The organism is Paenibacillus sp. LBL (assembly GCF_029893715.1).
In the GTDB taxonomy this organism is placed as follows: Bacteria; Bacillota; Bacilli; order Paenibacillales; family Paenibacillaceae; genus Paenibacillus_AQ; species Paenibacillus_AQ glucanolyticus.
Genome location: NZ_JARXYU010000004.1, coordinates 393,967 through 410,707 on the forward strand (window position 1 = coordinate 393,967; position 16,741 = coordinate 410,707).

16 protein-coding genes are annotated in these 16,741 nt (G+C 48.2%); 11 read left to right on the forward strand and 5 right to left on the reverse strand.

Going from position 1 to position 16,741, the window contains the following annotated elements:
• The first annotated feature begins 19 nt into the window (after positions 1–19).
• On the forward strand, positions 20–622 hold the full coding sequence (locus tag M2277_RS13040; protein ID WP_280754904.1) for a class I SAM-dependent methyltransferase: 603 nt from the start codon (positions 20–22) through the stop codon (positions 620–622).
• A 23-nt stretch (positions 623–645) separates the two neighbouring features.
• Here M2277_RS13040 and M2277_RS13045 read toward each other — a convergent pair whose 3' ends face one another.
• The gene (locus tag M2277_RS13045; RefSeq protein ID WP_006209607.1) at positions 646–1,449 is read right to left on the reverse strand and encodes a helix-turn-helix domain-containing protein; all 804 of its coding nucleotides are present in this window, start codon (positions 1,447–1,449) and stop codon (positions 646–648) included.
• 254 nt (positions 1,450–1,703) lie between these two features.
• On the opposite strand from M2277_RS13045, the gene M2277_RS13050 reads away from it, so the two are divergent.
• The 4 genes from M2277_RS13050 (at position 1,704) to M2277_RS13065 (ending at position 6,721) form a co-directional block, all read left to right on the forward strand.
• Positions 1,704–3,164, forward strand: coding sequence for a sulfatase family protein (locus M2277_RS13050; RefSeq protein ID WP_280754905.1), 1,461 nt, complete (start codon positions 1,704–1,706; stop codon positions 3,162–3,164).
• 302 nt (positions 3,165–3,466) lie between these two features.
• Positions 3,467–4,342, forward strand: a complete 876-nt coding sequence (locus tag M2277_RS13055) for a formylglycine-generating enzyme family protein (RefSeq protein ID WP_280754933.1) — start codon at positions 3,467–3,469, stop codon at positions 4,340–4,342.
• A 376-nt stretch (positions 4,343–4,718) separates the two neighbouring features.
• Positions 4,719–5,504, forward strand: coding sequence for a DeoR/GlpR family DNA-binding transcription regulator (locus tag M2277_RS13060; RefSeq protein ID WP_172964059.1), 786 nt, complete (start codon positions 4,719–4,721; stop codon positions 5,502–5,504).
• Between the two features lie 209 nt (positions 5,505–5,713).
• The gene (locus M2277_RS13065; RefSeq protein ID WP_280754906.1) at positions 5,714–6,721 is read left to right on the forward strand and encodes a phosphotransferase enzyme family protein; all 1,008 of its coding nucleotides are present in this window, start codon (positions 5,714–5,716) and stop codon (positions 6,719–6,721) included.
• A gap of 114 nt (positions 6,722–6,835) precedes the next feature.
• Here M2277_RS13065 and M2277_RS13070 read toward each other — a convergent pair whose 3' ends face one another.
• Entirely contained in the window at positions 6,836–7,432 is a 597-nt protein-coding gene (locus M2277_RS13070) for a YjgB family protein (protein ID WP_148247595.1), read from the reverse strand.
• Between the two features lie 337 nt (positions 7,433–7,769).
• Between M2277_RS13070 and M2277_RS13075 the strand changes: the two genes are divergently transcribed.
• The gene (locus M2277_RS13075; protein WP_036637514.1) at positions 7,770–8,567 is read left to right on the forward strand and encodes a formate/nitrite transporter family protein; all 798 of its coding nucleotides are present in this window, start codon (positions 7,770–7,772) and stop codon (positions 8,565–8,567) included.
• A gap of 40 nt (positions 8,568–8,607) precedes the next feature.
• Here the strand turns inward: M2277_RS13075 and M2277_RS13080 are convergent, their stop codons facing one another.
• Complete coding sequence (locus M2277_RS13080; RefSeq protein WP_148247594.1) at positions 8,608–9,135, reverse strand: GNAT family N-acetyltransferase; 528 nt, start codon at positions 9,133–9,135, stop codon at positions 8,608–8,610.
• Positions 9,136–9,395: 260 nt separating this feature from the next.
• Here M2277_RS13080 and M2277_RS13085 point away from each other — a divergent pair, with 260 nt between their 5' ends.
• Both M2277_RS13085 and M2277_RS13090 read left to right on the forward strand, forming a co-directional pair.
• Positions 9,396–10,373 (forward strand): ABC transporter substrate-binding protein, encoded by a 978-nt coding sequence (locus M2277_RS13085; RefSeq protein ID WP_006209618.1) that lies wholly within the window; start codon positions 9,396–9,398, stop codon positions 10,371–10,373.
• Between the two features lie 112 nt (positions 10,374–10,485).
• Positions 10,486–12,111 (forward strand): helix-turn-helix domain-containing protein, encoded by a 1,626-nt coding sequence (locus M2277_RS13090; protein WP_172963965.1) that lies wholly within the window; start codon positions 10,486–10,488, stop codon positions 12,109–12,111.
• Positions 12,112–12,209: 98 nt separating this feature from the next.
• On the opposite strand, the gene M2277_RS13095 is transcribed toward M2277_RS13090, so the two are convergent.
• Positions 12,210–14,048, reverse strand: a complete 1,839-nt coding sequence (locus M2277_RS13095) for a UbiD family decarboxylase (RefSeq protein ID WP_148247592.1) — start codon at positions 14,046–14,048, stop codon at positions 12,210–12,212.
• Positions 14,049–14,220: 172 nt separating this feature from the next.
• Positions 14,221–15,612 (reverse strand): TraB/GumN family protein, encoded by a 1,392-nt coding sequence (locus tag M2277_RS13100; protein ID WP_006209622.1) that lies wholly within the window; start codon positions 15,610–15,612, stop codon positions 14,221–14,223.
• Positions 15,613–15,857: 245 nt separating this feature from the next.
• On the opposite strand from M2277_RS13100, the gene M2277_RS13105 reads away from it, so the two are divergent.
• From M2277_RS13105 to M2277_RS13115, 3 genes are read left to right on the forward strand one after another with little or no spacing between them, the layout of a single operon-like run.
• Positions 15,858–16,127: a DUF6809 family protein gene (locus tag M2277_RS13105; RefSeq protein WP_280754907.1), complete on the forward strand. Its 270-nt coding sequence runs from the start codon at positions 15,858–15,860 to the stop codon at positions 16,125–16,127.
• 7 nt (positions 16,128–16,134) lie between these two features.
• Positions 16,135–16,374 carry a hypothetical protein gene (locus tag M2277_RS13110; protein WP_280754908.1) on the forward strand — a complete coding sequence of 80 codons (240 nt, stop codon included), beginning with the start codon at positions 16,135–16,137 and terminating at the stop codon, positions 16,372–16,374.
• Positions 16,371–16,595, forward strand: a complete 225-nt coding sequence (locus M2277_RS13115; RefSeq protein ID WP_280754909.1) for a helix-turn-helix transcriptional regulator — start codon at positions 16,371–16,373, stop codon at positions 16,593–16,595. The genes M2277_RS13110 and M2277_RS13115 overlap by 4 nt, the downstream gene beginning before the upstream one ends.
• Positions 16,596–16,741 lie beyond the last annotated feature (146 nt).

Below are 16,741 nucleotides of genomic sequence, written 5' to 3' on the forward strand. Positions count from 1 at the left end.
AAAAAAGAGGTGTGAAACGATGAATCCATGGAATGAACGGTTTCAGGGGGAAGATTACGTATTTGGAACAGAAGCGAATGTATTCATTGCCGACATGCATAAGAAACTAGCACTCTCAGGTGATGCACTCGCTATTGCCGAGGGAGAAGGGCGAAATGCGGTTTATTTGGCTCGTGAAGGCATGAAGGTAACCGTATGGGATTTCGCGGAATCGGGCCTGGATAAAGCCAAACGGTTGGCCGGGGCAAACGGCATGAGCATTCACACTGAGCTTGTGGATCTGCAGGAAGCACAATGGACGAAGGATCTGTGGGATGAAATCATTTGTGTGTTCGGGCATTTTCCGAAGGAACTGAGAACGAAGACTCTGGCCGGTGTGAGGGAAGCAGTGAAGCCGGGAGGCTACTTCCTTACCGAGGTTTATTCTGTTCATCAAATTCCTTATCGAAGCGGGGGACCGCAAGATCAACAGTTTTTATACACGCCAGCGGATATTCTCGAGCCCTTTGCGGATTGGCGGATCGTGCATTTTTTTATGGGAGAGGTCGTTCGCCAGGAAGGGCAGGGACATCAAGGTCTGTCCCATGTCATTCAATTCGCGGGACAGAAGCCGCTTAAGTGAATGAAAGCCAGGGATTTCTAGAATCAGGTGAATAGCTTGGAAATATCGGGCCGTTCACCTTGCAGTACATAGTCGGAGGGCGAAAGGCCGGTGTATTTTTTGAAAATGCGGTAAAAGTAGGACGTATCATAATAACCCAGATACTGCGCGATGTGAGCGATTGTCATGTCCGAATGAAGCAGGAGGCTGCAGGCTTCCAGCACGCGCAGCTGATGCATATACCGAATGGGAGAATGACCGTGTACCTCCTTGAAGAGGGCAGTAGCATAGTTGGGAGAGCGATGGATTAACTTTGCCAACGACTCGATTTCGATAGGGTCGCGATAATGCTCCAGCAGATAAGATTTGATGGTATCCGCGTATTTGCGTTTGCTTGGTGCCAGCTCCGTCTTCTCGAGTTCACGGGCCAGCATGCCGATCAGCTCCTGCATAATGCCCAGGCAGATCATGGTACGGTAGCTTTTATCTCCCCGCATTTCTTCGTACAAACGCTCGCAGCGATGATACGCATATTGAATATGGGACAGGTTGAATTTTAGGCATTTCCCTTCATCCAGGAATGGGATGCCCGTAGGTTCATGACGATCCATTGTAAAGAGGATGGTATGTTTCTGATGAGGTATGCCGTTCCAGTTCGTTCCGCTGCGTCTTGTCGATTGCGGGATAAAGAGTACGTCGTCTTTCTCTGCAATCATCTCTTCCCCATTCAGTTCGTACCTTACTTTGCCTTCTCTCACAACTACAAGGACGTTATATTCAATCGTCTCAAGCTGTGTCCGCCAGTTCGGAATGCAGTCATCAAAATTCACACTCATCAACTTGATCAATGGTCAGCACCTCACAGTGATTTTATACCTATAGCCTAGCATAGCCAGGCTCCCCAAGAGTAGTGAAATCATTGCTTTAATCGGACGATTGTTGAAAAAAGAAATAGAAATGTACAAGTAATGAATGAAATGTACATCGACGGTTCGTGGAATCGTGGCCTATAATTTCAGTCAACTGCATGAATATTTGTAAACGCTGACATGATCTGAAGAGAGTATATGCGAATTTAGATGAGGAAGGAAACGATGCGGATATGAGAGTGTTATTGCTGGATTTGGATTCTACCAGACCGGACCATCTGGGCTGCTACGGGTATCACCGGAATACATCGCCGAACATTGACCGGATAGCGGCAGAAGGTGTTCGCTTCGACAATTATTATACCTCGGATGCGCCTTGTTTCCCTTCAAGAACGGCATTAATGACAGGGAAGTTCGGTATTCATAACGGTGTTGTCGGTCATGGAGGAACGGCTGCTGACGTAAGGCATGAAGGCATTACCCGGGATTTCCGCGACAAGCTGGCCTCCGAGAGTTTCCCGGCTATTTTCCGGCGTGCCGGCATGAAGACGGCATTGATCAGTCCGTTCGGGGAACGGCATTCGGCCTGGACCTTCTATGCGGGCTTTAATGAAATGTATAACACCGGCAAGGGCGGTTTGGAATCAGCGGAAGAAGTATCCCCCGTTGTGCTGGATTGGCTGGAACGGAATGCGGATGAGGAGAACTGGATGCTGTACGTGAATTTTTGGGATCCGCATACACCGTATCGGGCACCCGAGTCGCTGGGAAATCCCTTCGAGCACGAACCTCTCCCTGACTGGATTACCGAAGATGTGCTGCAGGAGCATCAGAAGAAGGTGGGCCCGCACGGTGTGAACGAAATTAACATGTACAACAACGAGGTATCCCCCGATTATCCGCGCCATCCTGGTGAGATCAGGTCGATGGAGGATTTACGTACGATGGTGGATGGTTATGATTGCGGCATTCGGCATATGGACGAGCATATCGGCGCTATTTTTGAATTGTTAAGCCACAAAGGCGTGTGGGATGATCTGATCATCATCATTACCGCGGATCATGGCGAGAATATGGGTGAGCTTGGAATTTATGGCGAGCATGGGACAGCAGATCAGGGAACTTGCCGCATTCCGATGATTATCCGGGGGCCTGGCATGATGAAGGGGGTAACGGATAACGAGCTGCACTATCATCTGGATCTGCTGCCTACGATGGCGGAATATATGAACGTTTCACCCGTGCAAAGCTGGGATGGCATCAGTTATGCAGAGAGTTTGCGAAGCGGGAAAGGGAGCGGCCGTGACTATCTGGTGGTATCCCAGTGTGCCCATGTCTGTCAGCGCAGTGTGCGATTCGGGGATTGGCTGTACATCCGAACGTATCATGACGGCTATCATCTGTTTGATAAAGAGATGCTGTTCCATATCCACGAGGATGTGCATGAACAGCACAATCTGGCGTCTGAAAGGCCGGACCTTTGCAGGGAGGCCGTATACCTGCTCAATGAATGGCATGATCTTATGATGGCAACGATGCCTTTTGACGTGGACCCGCTGTGGACGGTAATGAAGGAGGGTGGCCCTTACCATGCCAAAGGTCATCTTCCTCGATACATCGAGCGTTTGAGAAACACGGGCCGCGGAGAAGCGGTGCCGGAGCTGATACGCCGCCATCCTCAGGAGTTGGCTTAGGGGATTAGAGAAAGTTAGAACAGCGGGGCAGCCACGACAGAGTGGAGGTCCCGTTGTTTGCATGAAGAGGAGGCAGAGGTATGCAAGAACATCATGCTTGCTGTGCAGGTTCCAGGGAAAAGGTACAGCTTGCGGAAAGCAATGGGAAGGATCGACTTGATGGTAACCTGGGTGCAGCCATGGAGCGGGATGGAAAATCGAACGTGGCCAAGGATTGTGCTGGGAAACTGAGAGTAGTTAAGGAGCAGGATGGAAATCTGAGCGTAGCCAATGATTGTGATGGAACTCCGAGCAGAGCCAAGATGCATGATCCATATGCTGCACCCCATGCCAACATGGTTCACATCCCAGAGGGGAAGTTTATGATGGGGACCGATACGAAGGAAGGGTTCCCACGAGACGGAGAAGGTCCTGCTCGGGGAGTAAGTGTATCTGGTTTTGAGATATCGCCATTTACCGTTACGAATGCGGAATTTCAACGTTTTGTAGAAACAACGGGTTATGTGACGGATGCGGAGAAATATGGATGGTCCTATGTGTTTGAGCTGCTGGCATCGGAAGAAACAAAGGCAAGCGTCGTCCAGGTCCCGCAGGGAGTGCCATGGTGGCTGGTCGTTGAAGGAGCCTACTGGGCAGCGCCGGAGGGTAAAGATTCGAGTATTGAAGGTCGGATGGATCATCCGGTTGTGCACGTTTCCTGGAATGACGCGGATGTTTATTGCCAATGGGCGGGCGTGCGGCTTCCGACAGAAGCCGAATGGGAGTATGCGGCACGTGGCGGTTTGGAAGGCAGGACTTATCCATGGGGCGATCTGTTGAAGCAGGACGGCGAACATCAATGCAACATATGGCAGGGCAAATTCCCGGTCAAAAATAACGCCAGCGACGGATACATCGGTACAGCGCCGGTAGATGCCTACAAACCCAATGGTTACGGACTGTATAACATGTCCGGCAACGTGTGGGAATGGTGTGCGGATTGGTTCAGTCCTGCCTATCATCAACAGACCTCTGCAGCCAACCCATTCTATGCGAAGCCAAGCGGCAGCAGATCGATGCGAGGCGGTTCGTATCTGTGTCATAAATCCTATTGCAACCGATATAGAGTAGCTGCGAGAAGCGGTAATACGCCCGACAGCTCAACGGGGAACTGCGGTTTCCGCGTTGTGAGAGGATAATGTGGAAGGCAGTTATCCAGGCATGTTTTCCACAATTTCATTATGAAAAAGTGTCCTGCCGTATTTTTCCTCAGGAATGCAGCCGCGGCATTCCCGCCCTTAGAGCAGCAAGTCCCTTTTAAGGACCTTGCAGCCGCAGAACGCGCCGCACTCAGCTCTGCAAGACCCTGTTAAGGACTTGCAGCCGTAATCCTGCTCCTACGCTACCGTATTCATCCACTTTCCCAGGCAATTCATTTCATGAAAAACGAATATAAACGCATAAAACTGATAAAAACGGATTGCAAAACAGAATAAAAATGAATATAATCGAGGTGTAGATGGAAAAATAATGAATAATATGGAGGGTTAATGCATGATGCAAGATCAATCAGGAATGTTTGCCGAGGAACGTCGTCAGAAAATTCTTGCTTTGCTGCATCAAGAGAAACGGGTGATTGCCAAGGAATTGGCCGAACGATTTGAAATTTCAATTGATTCGATTCGCCGGGACCTGACGATTATGGAGGATCAGGGCTTACTTCAGAAAACACACGGAGGAGCGATTCCTTCCATGAAAGTCAGGCAGCCGCCCCAACCCCCGGAACTACGGTATGGCGAAGGCACGCAGGAAGGGAACGCCATTGCCAAACTTGCCGTCTCCTATATACGCGAGAAAGATACGTTGTTTATCGGCAGCAGTTCACTGACCTACTTGCTGCTGAAGCATCTTCCCGAGCAGATGCCGCTGACGATTGTGACGAACTCCATGAAGGTTGCCGAAGCTTTACGCGAACGCGAATGGATAGATACGTATCTAATTGGAGGACGGGTTAAACCATCCGGCAATATGACGGATGTGCTTGCGAGCGAGTCTATTCGCCAATTCAAATTTGATATCGGTTTTATGACCGGCGGCGGCATTTCCGATGAGGGAATCTTCGTTGCGACACCTGAAGTAGCCGCTTTTGGACGTGCGGCTTCTGCCGTCTCCCGCCGCAGAATTGGAATGGCGACACATCATGTTATCGGTCAGGATGGTTTTGCTAAAGCTGGTGCTGTCGAAGATCTGGATGTGTTGATTACCGATGAGAAGGCAGACCAGGAAGTGGTGAAACGCATTCAGGAGACCGGTGTAAAGGTAGAGGTAGCTAAAACGGAAGAGAGCTCATCATTATGTTGAGCATGGAATCTGAGTAACTAAACGGCGCTTAAAAAAACGGTCCTCCACAAAGCCGACTCGCCCATGTTAATGAAATCATGGAACCGGCTCCTATTTCAACACAACCTATATTTAGGATGGCACTGAAGTTGTATAATACGGTTCGGAAGTGAACCAGCCCCGATTTCTGCCATAAGAATCGATTACAAAGAGTTGGAGAGGTAATAATCATGATTCAACGATTGATGGAAGCGTACTGGCCTGACTGGAACGGCAGCACGGTGGATGGTCCTACGGGCTGGAACAATACCACCTGTTTTATCCATCGTGTTCGTGAGAACCGCCGTTCTGTCATGCGTATGTACAATACACATCGGGATAAGGGCAAGATCCAGTTTGAACTTGCTGTTCTGAACTCGCTGCCGCAGATGCCGCTAAGTTTTAAGATTCCTGTGCCAATCATCTCCACATCGGGCGATCATGTGGTGCAATTATCGGATGGCAGCGACCGATACGCATGCCTATTTGCTTACATTGAAGGAGTGCGCCCGGAAGCAGACTCGATTCAATCCGTGTTATCTTTCGGGGAGAAGACGGGGGAGCTTGTAAACGCACTTGCGGTTTGTTCAGTTGGTATGGACCCGGTGTATCCGCCGTATTACGAGCTGCTTCAATCGTATCCTTTATGCAGTGAGGCCTTTGTTCTTGGTTTTTGCCAGCGCCCGCCACAGCCGTTAAGCGATCTCCGCGACGCGCTTGTTATATTAGAAGAGGCCTATGTTGATATATGCGGCAGGCTGGACTCCCTGAAAAAGCTTCCGCAGCAGCTGGTTCATGGCGATCTGAATTGTTCTAACCTGCTGGTAGACGCAGAGGAATCAAGCAAAGTTGTCGCATTGCTTGATTTTGAGTTTTGCACGCGGGACGTGAGAGCAATGGAGCCTGCAGTTGTGATTTCAGGTTCTCTGGGTTCTGAGTTTGAGCGAGAACTCATTAAGAGGTTCTGTGAAGGGTTTGCGTGCCGTGTACGGTTAAGTTCGGAAGAAATTACGGCGATTCCGTTTCTCATGCGCTTGCGCATGGTCGATGTGTTTTTGCACTTTATGAGTCGTTATATAGAAGGAACGGATGATGTCAACGTGTTAAGGGAGCAGGTGGGTTCGCTGGCTGCAGGATGCAAACGTCTGGAACACAGTCATGAGTGGATGGACGACATGTTGAATCAATATTTGATGTAAGCAGAAGGAAGGCTAATCGATGAAACGCAACGCAACCAAGAAAAAACCCGGACTCTCTTAGAGACCGGGCTTGACGCTCTGACCATGATTTCTAAGAAATCATGGTTTTTTGCATTATTTTTTCATCAGATTAATATGGTCAAGCTCTGTACTGCTGTTAAAGATAAACTCTAATTTGTAATCTCCCCGATTGTAGGTGAGTTTGGTTTGAGTGGTCTTGCCGTTTTTGAAAGTGGATGTGGCATCCGGAGCAAACCAGTTTTGCTTTAACATCTTCATCGTAATGCCGCCGATATTAGTCTGTCGTTCCACATTGGTTCCAAAATAACGCATCTCGCGGATTTTGTTCAGTTTATAGGAGAAGGCATAGCCCGGGTTCCCCATGTTGGCACCGTACAAGTCAAAGGCCTCTGCATCCTTACCTGGTAAAGAAGGCTCGCCAATCGTTTTGTAAACATCCTGCTTTGTGCTTTTACCGATTGTTAAACCGCTGACTGCACCAGGAAACTGGCCCTTTAGTGCGGGTTTATAGAAACTGTTGAGTTTCTGAAGAGCCTGTTCGGAAGCGTAATTGCCGGTGCTTGCCGTTGTGGCCGCTTCTGCTTGGTGTATAGGGAAAACGGTATAATTCACTCCCAAAGCACTCAGGCCGACAACCCCTGCCATGGTAAAGGTGACGATTGCTTTTTTAGCTAGCTGTTTCATGTCCATGTTGTATCCTCTCCTTTGTAACATGTATTTACCACATGCTCCGTTTATCAAACAAGAATTCCGGACTTATCCTCCCATGATAGTGGAAGCGAAGAAATATTAGGTTACGATTATATGAAGATGAAATCTCAGAATTGATACTCAAAAGCGAAGCTGGTTTGCAGAAGGCTGTGATCACCACACGTCTAACGGGTACACCGGCTGCGGAAAGAGATGATGAGGCCGATCGAAGATTCATTATAAGCGGGGCATTTCTCATATGATAATGCTCAAGATGATATGAATTATATGTAAAATCGTGTAATCTATATAGAACCGTCTTTCTTCAGGAGGAGTTATGGAAACCAAATCGCTATTCAAAGTGGAGCAGCTTGCTCTGAAAAAACACAAAATATTTAAGCAAAGCCAGCTTCGATATTTAGCACGGTCCATGCTTGCCAGTATGTTCATTGGCTTTGGCGTCATTGTCGCGTTTAAGACAGGGAACTTTTTTTATCTGGAGCATTCCCCCTTGACGTACCCGATGGCTGCCCTTACGTTTGGCGCCGCCATCATTCTGATTGCGTATGGGGGAGGAGATTTGTTTACCGGGAATACCTTCTACTACACGTACGCCGCTCTGCGCAAGAAGCTCAAGTGGATTGAGGTTGTCAAATTGTGGATCTTCAGTTACATCGGGAACATTTTGGGCGCATGCGCGTTTGCGTTATTGATTTTCTTGACGGGACTCTTTATGGATTCGTCCGTGAACGGGTTCCTGCTGCATGTGGTTGAGCAGAAAATGACAACCCCGATGGTGCAGCTGTTCTTCCGGGCGATTTTGTGCAACTGGCTCGTATGCCTTGCATTTTTTATCCCCATGTCACTGAAGGGCGATGGCGCCAAAATGTTCGCGATGATGCTGTTTGTATTCTGCTTCTTCATCTCCGGCTATGAGCACAGCATTGCGAATATGTGTACGTTTGCCATCGCGTTGGTTCTGAACCATCCGGGCACGATTTCATTTGATGGTGTGCTGCACAATTTGATTCCGGTGACACTCGGCAATTTAGTTGGAGGCGTGCTGCTTATGGGCTTTATGTATTATTTTGTAAATAAACCCTTCCTGGATGCTTCGGAATCGCTTGATGAATAACACGTAACGACAATAGGGGAGCCCTATCATGCCCGTCCGGTTACTCTCTTAATAGGGAGTACATCTGGGTGTCATGCGGAACACCGTCTTGATAAATATATCGGCGAAGAATTCCCTCCGCTTCAAAACCGAGCTTGGTTAGGAGCGTCCGGGATGCCTGGTTCTCGATCAAAACAACGGCGCCGATACGGGACAGATCCAGCGTGTGAAACCCATAGGCAATGATGGCCGAAGCAGCTTCGCTTGCATACCCCTGACCCCAGAACTCAGGATGAAGTTCATAGCCGATTTCGGCCCTCTTGTGCCTTGGAGACCATAGATTAAATCCGATCGTTCCGATCAAACCGCTCGTCCCTTGGAGCTCGATTCCCCATCGAAGGCCGCGTTTCTCGGCATGGTTTTTGGCGAAAAAATCAACCAGTTGGAGCGCTTCGTCGAGGGAAGTCAGCTTGTCTTGTCCGTAGTAGCGGACAACATCGTCATTCGAGAAGCAATCATAAAGAGCCCTAGCATCCTGTTGGTGAATTTCTCGCAGTAACAATCGTTTTGTCTCTAATCGTGGAAACATGTTTTCCCTCCCAGGTAGAAATTAACAGTCTGAATACTATTCATTATATAAAGATTCATAGGATAAGAGAAGAGGGGCTCCTAGCAGGAGGCCTTTCTTTTGAGTTTGTATAAGAAATATTTTGAGAAAGTGCATTGTTTGGTGATATTGAGTGGGATACAATGTATCTGAACGAAATGAGAATGATTATCATAATCAATAGATGCAATAGGATCTCGTTTCGTACCTTTTAACAACAGGCAAGGGGAGAAATGGTTTTTATGTTAGGGATAAGGACACATCACAAGAGCGCCAGATGGATAATAGCTTTACTTGTACTGATGATGGTTCTGGCTGGATGCGGCAATCAGCAGGACACGGCGGACAAGCAGGCGGCTCAAAATAAGATGGATCAGACAGAGGCTGATACCAAAGTGATGAAGGATGAATTCGGCGACGTCGAAATTCCGGTAAATCCGAAACGGGTAGCGGGTATTTATGTGGAGGACTATCTCTTGGCTCTCGGCGTTACGCCAGTTGTTCAGTGGTATCATCCGAGCTGGGGGAAACAGGATTACTTGGATCTGGATGTGCCAACCTTTGATATAACAGGGAGCATGGAAGGGCTGCTGGAGGCAAGCCCGGATTTGATCATCGTTGACGGTGCGGTGGATGCAGCAAAATATGAACTGTATTCCAAAATAGCCCCCACCTATCGGCTGCCGGAGTCCATTCTGCAGAAACCAACGGAAATCCTGAAAACGATAGGGGATGTGCTCGGTATTCCTGAAGAAGCTGAACGTGCGCTTAACGAGTACAATGAGAAGATCGCTGACGCCAAAGCGAAGCTGAAACAGGCCGTTGGCGAAGAGACCGTTGCCGTCCTCAGGCTGAATATCGGGGATAAGACGCTTGCTCTGTTTGGTATCGAAAACCGTTTTACCGGCAACATCTATAAAGAGATGGGATTGATCCCTCATCCGTTTGTGAGAAACATGACCGATTATCAGGCCATTTTGTCGCAAGAGAAAATTCCTGAGCTGGATGCAGATCATATCATCGTATTCCCATCGAACGGCGGATGGGACTCGGAGGAGAACCAAGAAGCGATGCAAGTATTTGATAGCCCGCTATGGAAGTCGGTACCGGCAGTCAAAAATGGACACGTCTATAAAGGCAATCGGACGCACTGGCAATCCGGCGCAATTACCGCTAATATGATGAAGGTTGATGATCTCTTGAAATGGTTTGTCCAATAAGCAGATCGTCCGTAAACTAGAATATAAACAGAAAGCTGCCGGCTGCGCTGGATGAGCTTTCTGTTTCTTTGCACTATATTCGAAAAAAGTTTCTTGGTCAGGGGAAGATGAGATGAAGAATGAGAACGGCAGGATAAACCGCTTCACTTGGTTCTATGTGTTGAAGGATATTCAGCTTCGTTCAGAGTACATCGATTGGCGGGAAGATTTCGTGCAGGGCAACGAGTTTACGCTGCTGATCGTGACGGCCGGAAGCGGGAAATGGGTCTTGGATAAAACAGAGCTCACTATGCGTGGAGGGCAGAGTTATCTGATAGCTCCCGGTTCGACAGCACGTCTCCGTTCTGAAACAGAAGGCATGTGTTTCTATCATTTAACTTATGAACTCTGGCGGAGTGAGGGAGATGACCCTGGACAAACTGCACCTGTAAGGAGCTCTCAATCTTCTCTGCGGCAGGGGGAACTGTTGTGCCGCCCGTTCTCCCAATGCATCGACTATCTGGAAAGCCTTTATCGGCACCGGCATACATGTAACGAACTTGAATCCTTCGAATTAGCCGTCTGTTTTCAAGCGTTCATGCTATTCCTATATCGTCAGAATCAGAACGATTCTTACACGTTGAATATGCGTCATGCTGTAGAGTTATCGATTGAACATCTGAAAGAGCATTATGCAAACCCATGGACCGTGGAACAACTGGCTGAATTAGCGAATGTTGCACGCTGGCATTATACACGTATATTCAAAGAGATTACGACCCAGTATCCCCTCGATTATCTGAACGGGATTCGAATAGATCGGGCAAAACATATGCTGCTGGCAAGCGATGACCGACTGCTGGACATTGCACAGTTTGTCGGTTTTAACAGCGAATATTATTTTAACCGTCGTTTCAAACAAACCGTTGGTGTTTCTCCTGGACAATATCGCCGTAACCACTACCGACAGGAGAATATGCGAGTGTTTGCACCTTTCCTTGAAGATTTTCTGGTGGCCCTCGGAATAACCCCGGTCGTGCAGTGCTCACACTCCAGATGGGGTAAGCAGGATTACCTCGGTTTGCTGCACGTCCCGGTTATTGATATTGAGAACGAGGATATTGCTGTACTGTCTTGTCATAAGCCTGACTGCATTATCATAAATATCGGGTTTGAACGCTGGATGTCGGACGATGGTTTGGGACGGTTGGCTCCAACGTATCAGTTCCCGCACCCGGGTGAGGATTGGCGTCTGACCCTGCGTAAATCGGCGGAACTGTTGGGCAGGAAGGACCGCGTGTTGGATATCATTTCACAGTATGAGCATAAGGCCAGCGAAGCCAAGAGGCTTCTTAGGCAATCGGTCCGTACACAGACCGTTGCTTGTCTTCGAATATCAGCCCTCGGAATCAGTCTCTATGCGGGTCCTGATCACGGATATACGGGACCTATACTGTACAAGGACCTTGGTCTGACCCCGCATCCACTCGTTCTGCAGTTGTCCCGGGGGGCCAGGATAGCCAGCCTTACCAAGGAATGGTTGAAGTTGCTGGATGCCGATCATCTGTTCATTACGTTTGATAAGCGTCATTCTTCCTGGGAAGGGGAGGAACGGAGTATGCTGGACTGGTCAGAATGGCAATCACTACCTGCTGTACAGGGCGGCTGCGTGTACGAGGTCGATTTTCTGACCTGGATGAATTATGGGGTGATCTCGCATGGGAAGAAGATTGAAGATGTGCTGAGGGTGCTGGCATAATAAATGGACTGATCCAAAGTCAGTAATGACTAAGGACCAGCCCATTTTAGGTTTGCTTTCATTTGAAGGAAATAAGATTCAAAGCACGTTTACGGCTGCTAGCGTATTTGAATGCGGCTTAAACTGCCGCCGTCTGTAAACAAGCGCTTGATATGTTGTTCGACTGCGGCATCCGGAATGAGGGGCGGTGCTTGATGCGGTTTCGAACGGGCATCGATAATGATATTGTCGCAGCCCCAATGCTTGTGCTCATAGTAGCCGTTCACACCGTGAATGTCATGGGAAGGGTTGCTTCGCGTAAAGGTCGCCCAGAGAAAATTGCTGATGGCCGCACTCATGAATTCACTGTCATCACATAGAATGATCATCGGGCAAGAGGGGAGAGGGCCTCTCGCTCGAATAGCCTCGCTTAGTCCGTCCATTTCCAGCTGCACATCGGAATAACTCGTAAATGGGGAACCCTGTATAGCCACAATGCCTGGCATGATCAATCGGGCAGGGGAGAATCCTGGCAGATCCTTCAAGGTTTCAGGCACTTCACGGCAGAGCTCTCTTTTTTTATCCCCAACCGCTGCAAAGACAACCTTGCTGCCAGTATTGAGTCCGGTTCCGGAATAATCGAGGGTATCGATTGTAGTATTGGTCTGAAAATGGATGTCCCGGTGCAGATTGATGCGCTCCAAGATATACGTCAAGAACCCCTCGATATGGTGCGTGCTTAACGCTTGTTTCTCTTCAGCGGCAATGAACAGATATTTGGCCAGACTCAATTGGCCGGTGCCTAGAATCCGATTGGCAATGGTGAGCAGCTCTGCCGGCTGTTTTACTTGTTGGTAGGGGGTGTAGCGTTCGCTGCCAATGGCAAACAGCAGGGGGTGAACCCCGGCAGCATCAACCGCATGCACTTCTTTGACACCCGGGATCTCTTGGCGAATCGCCCCGCCGGTCAGCTCATGAATCAGCTCTCCAAAGGACGTATCTTCCTGCGGCGGTCTGCCGACAACCGTAAACGGATAAATGGCCCGCTGTTTGGCATATACCTTGTGCACTCTCATGACAGGAAAAGGATGAACAAGGCTGTAATAGCCCAGATGATCACCGAATGGTCCTTCCGGTTTGGTCTCGCCGGGATGAATCTCCCCTGTAATTACAAAATCCGCATCGTGGCTTATACAATAACCATCGACATAGCTGTACCGGAAATGGCGCCCTGACAGCAAACCCGCGAAGGTAAGCTCGCTCATGCCCTCAGGCAACGGCATCACGGCCGATATCGTGTGGGCAGGTGGACCCCCTATAAAAATACTTACTTTAAGAGGCTGGCCCAGCTTGTTTGCTTTTGCCTGATGGATGCCGATGCCGCGGTGGATCTGGTAATGGATGCCGACTTCTTTGTTCATTTCATATTCGTTGCCTGTAAGCTGGACGCGGTACATCCCCAGATTGGAATTCATAATGCCCGGTTTTTCCGGATCTTCGGAATACACTTGCGGTAAGGTGACAAAAGCGCCGCCGTCGTCCTTCCAATGTTTGATCAGCGGCAGATCGGCGATTTGGATTTCCTGAAACCCTTGCGGGAGGGCGGTTGTTTTTTTGAGAGGCAATGCGGTTTTAGCCGCTAATCCCGTCCCGACATATTTAAAAGGATTCTTGAGCGCTTTCATGGGTTCATTGCGCAATGCAATGACATCTTGCGTAGACTCGAACGTGTCCCGAAAAATGAATTTGCTGCGCTCCATCGTTCCAAACAGGTTGGATACCGCACGGAAGTTCGAACCTTTTACGTTCTCAAACAACAGTGCCGGGCCGCCTGCCTCGTAGACCTTCATATGTATGGCTGCCATTTCAAGATGAGGGTCAACCTCTTCATGTATACGAACTAAATGCCCGTTTTTTTCCAGATCAATGATGCACTCTTCCAAATTGTGATATTTCATGATATAGCTCCAATCCTTTGAAGATAGTGAACTCATTCTACCATTATCGGTAATCTGTGAGCGCAGGTCAATGACACATGATACATGCGGAGCATCTCTATATATAAAAAATCGCCCTGTCCACATGAATACGGACAGGGCGATACAATATCAATACAGCAGGATACCTTGTTTATTTCTGTACAAGCTGTACATCATAACCTTTTTCTTTTAATAAATCGACAACCATGCCATCCATGACATAATGTGCCGCGCCTACCACGACAAAGGAAGTATGCTCTCCTTCTTTTTCCAGCAGCTCGGACAGTTTAATGGCCATGTTCTTGTCTCGTTCGCCGATCAGACGCTGATTGGTTTCCCCTTGGGTGAGCTGTCCGTCAGCGGTCAGGGTTTTCTTCAGGCCTTCCACGTCGCCTTCAATCCAATCCAGCTGCATTTGCTTCAGGTTGTTGGCAATTTCCTGCGATCCTTTTTCTGACAAGAGGACATCCAGCAGTTCATTCAATTCTTTCTCCTGCGTTTCGGCAGGCACGTCAGCGAACAGGTCAGCTTGCAGCTTAATGCTCTCCAGCTCATGAATTGGCTTGCCTGTCAGCATGGCACTAGTAAGGAAATAGCTGTCGATACCGGTTGCCATGGCCAACGCACTGTCGGCCGGATTCTCGAAATAACCGAACGTGGAGAGGGTGTTGGATACGCCAAAGGGCTTGAAGCTATCAAACGTGTTTGCTGGCAGTGCCAGCTTTTTCAGCGTCTTCTGCAGCTTCTCGTAGGAAGTTGCGGATATATGATCCTGCAGCTTCGTGCCGTCACTGTACATCATCTTCTCTTGGAAATAAGACATATCCCCGTTGACAATATCAACCTCGACCCAAAGATCGTCCGATGCCGCAAACGCATCGCGAATGCTCGGATGCATCGGATACATGTCGGTCAATCCCAAATGAACCGATCCGAGCAAATACAGTGTGTTGTTATCGTTAGTCACTTTCCACATCAGGCCTTCGGCTCCGCCATCGGCCGTATCATATGTATACTCAATCAATCGGCTGGCCATCACAACCGCTTGTTCGACGCTTGAAGGCTGATCCAGCTGCAGACCTGCTTTGGTGCCTTTTACGATGCCTTTTTGCTGCATGTAATCCATCGGTTTGACCGCCGTGTTCCCGAAAGCTTCCGGCAGCTCGTAATTGGACAGGAGCTTGAATAAAGAGGTGATGACCATTTCTCTTGTGATTACATCGGCTGTTACATAGGACAAGGAAGCTTCTTTTTTCTTAAGACCCAGCTGATCCAGCTTCTTCGCCGTAGTAGCCATTAAAGATTGAAACTTATCTTCCGTAATGGATTGTCTGAAGGTTCCGTCATAATACCATTCCATCGGATATATGCCGTATTTCTCACCTTCGTTCAGTGTAGCTATCGACCAAGGGCTGATGTCGGGTACGGGAGCAGTCGGTGTGTCGGCATGAATCGGGAAGACATTGCCTAACAGAATGGTTAAGCTTAATGCCCCGGCACCGGCCCAGCGCTTGACTCTACTCCAGCGTTTGTGTTCTTGCATGAAATTGTTCTCCTCTCAAATCGGTTCTGTATGGAAGATAACCACCACAATAGTAGATTATACCATAAGATAGGATAGCTCTGGAATATACAGGCCTAGTTCCATTGAATAGAAGAGTCCTCATCAGGGGGAGAGCTCACTGCGACAGAAAAACCTATGCGGAATTTGCATAAATATCAATCGATTTATTTTTTTGGTGTAAGCTTATCTAATAAATCAGACGTGTTTAAAGGAAAGGAAGGGAAATGATTAATATTCTAGAGGAAATATACTATGGAAATTGGCGTCCTGATGAATCAATAAAATCTATTGATCCAAATTATAAGTCAATTAATAGAAAAATTTCTAGCTGCATGGAGTCCTTCAAAAAAAATTTATCGGAAACTGAATTTGAGCAAATTGAAGAGTTGTTTGATTTGGCAGGTCAATCAAGTGCAATGCATACGGCGGCAGCGTTCGTGCATGGATTTAGAAAAGGTGCCCTGTTGATGATCGAAGTATTTAATGAGGAATAGATGTTATATGCTTGTACTGCACAGTGCGCTTACACCATACCGATCGTTTGAGCTGCATAATTTGTTCGGTCAGCTTCTCCTGCAATTGCAGAACGGGATGAGAAAGAGCAGTCCGCATGCCCGATCCTATTTTCTTGGCGAAAAGGTAGCTTCCTACTTGGCGAATCACCTGGAGCAGCCCTTTGATTCGGGAGAGATGGAGCGCGAGCTGCATTATCATTTTGATTATTTGGCGCGCTGCTTTTGAAGCAATACTCGGGGATGAGTCCGCTGCAATACAGACATCATCTGCAGATTGAGCGAGCTAAACGGCTACTGAAACATTCGGAGCTGTCCCTGATCAAAATCGGAGAGCAATGCGGCTTCCAGGATAATAACTACTTTACACGGTTATTCAAACGTCAATCGTCGTACACCCCCGGGGAATACCGGAAGCAGTATCAGGTGTTTCATGTGGATTCTTCCTAGCTAAAATAGCGTATAGCATGAGCATGTATGAAACTGCTGATTCGAAGGACAATTCAATTTGAGGTGGAATTATTTATAGCACATTATTGAGAGTAGATCGATCTGACATTCCAAAGGCAGCCAGCACGCTGGCGCAAGCTTTTGCA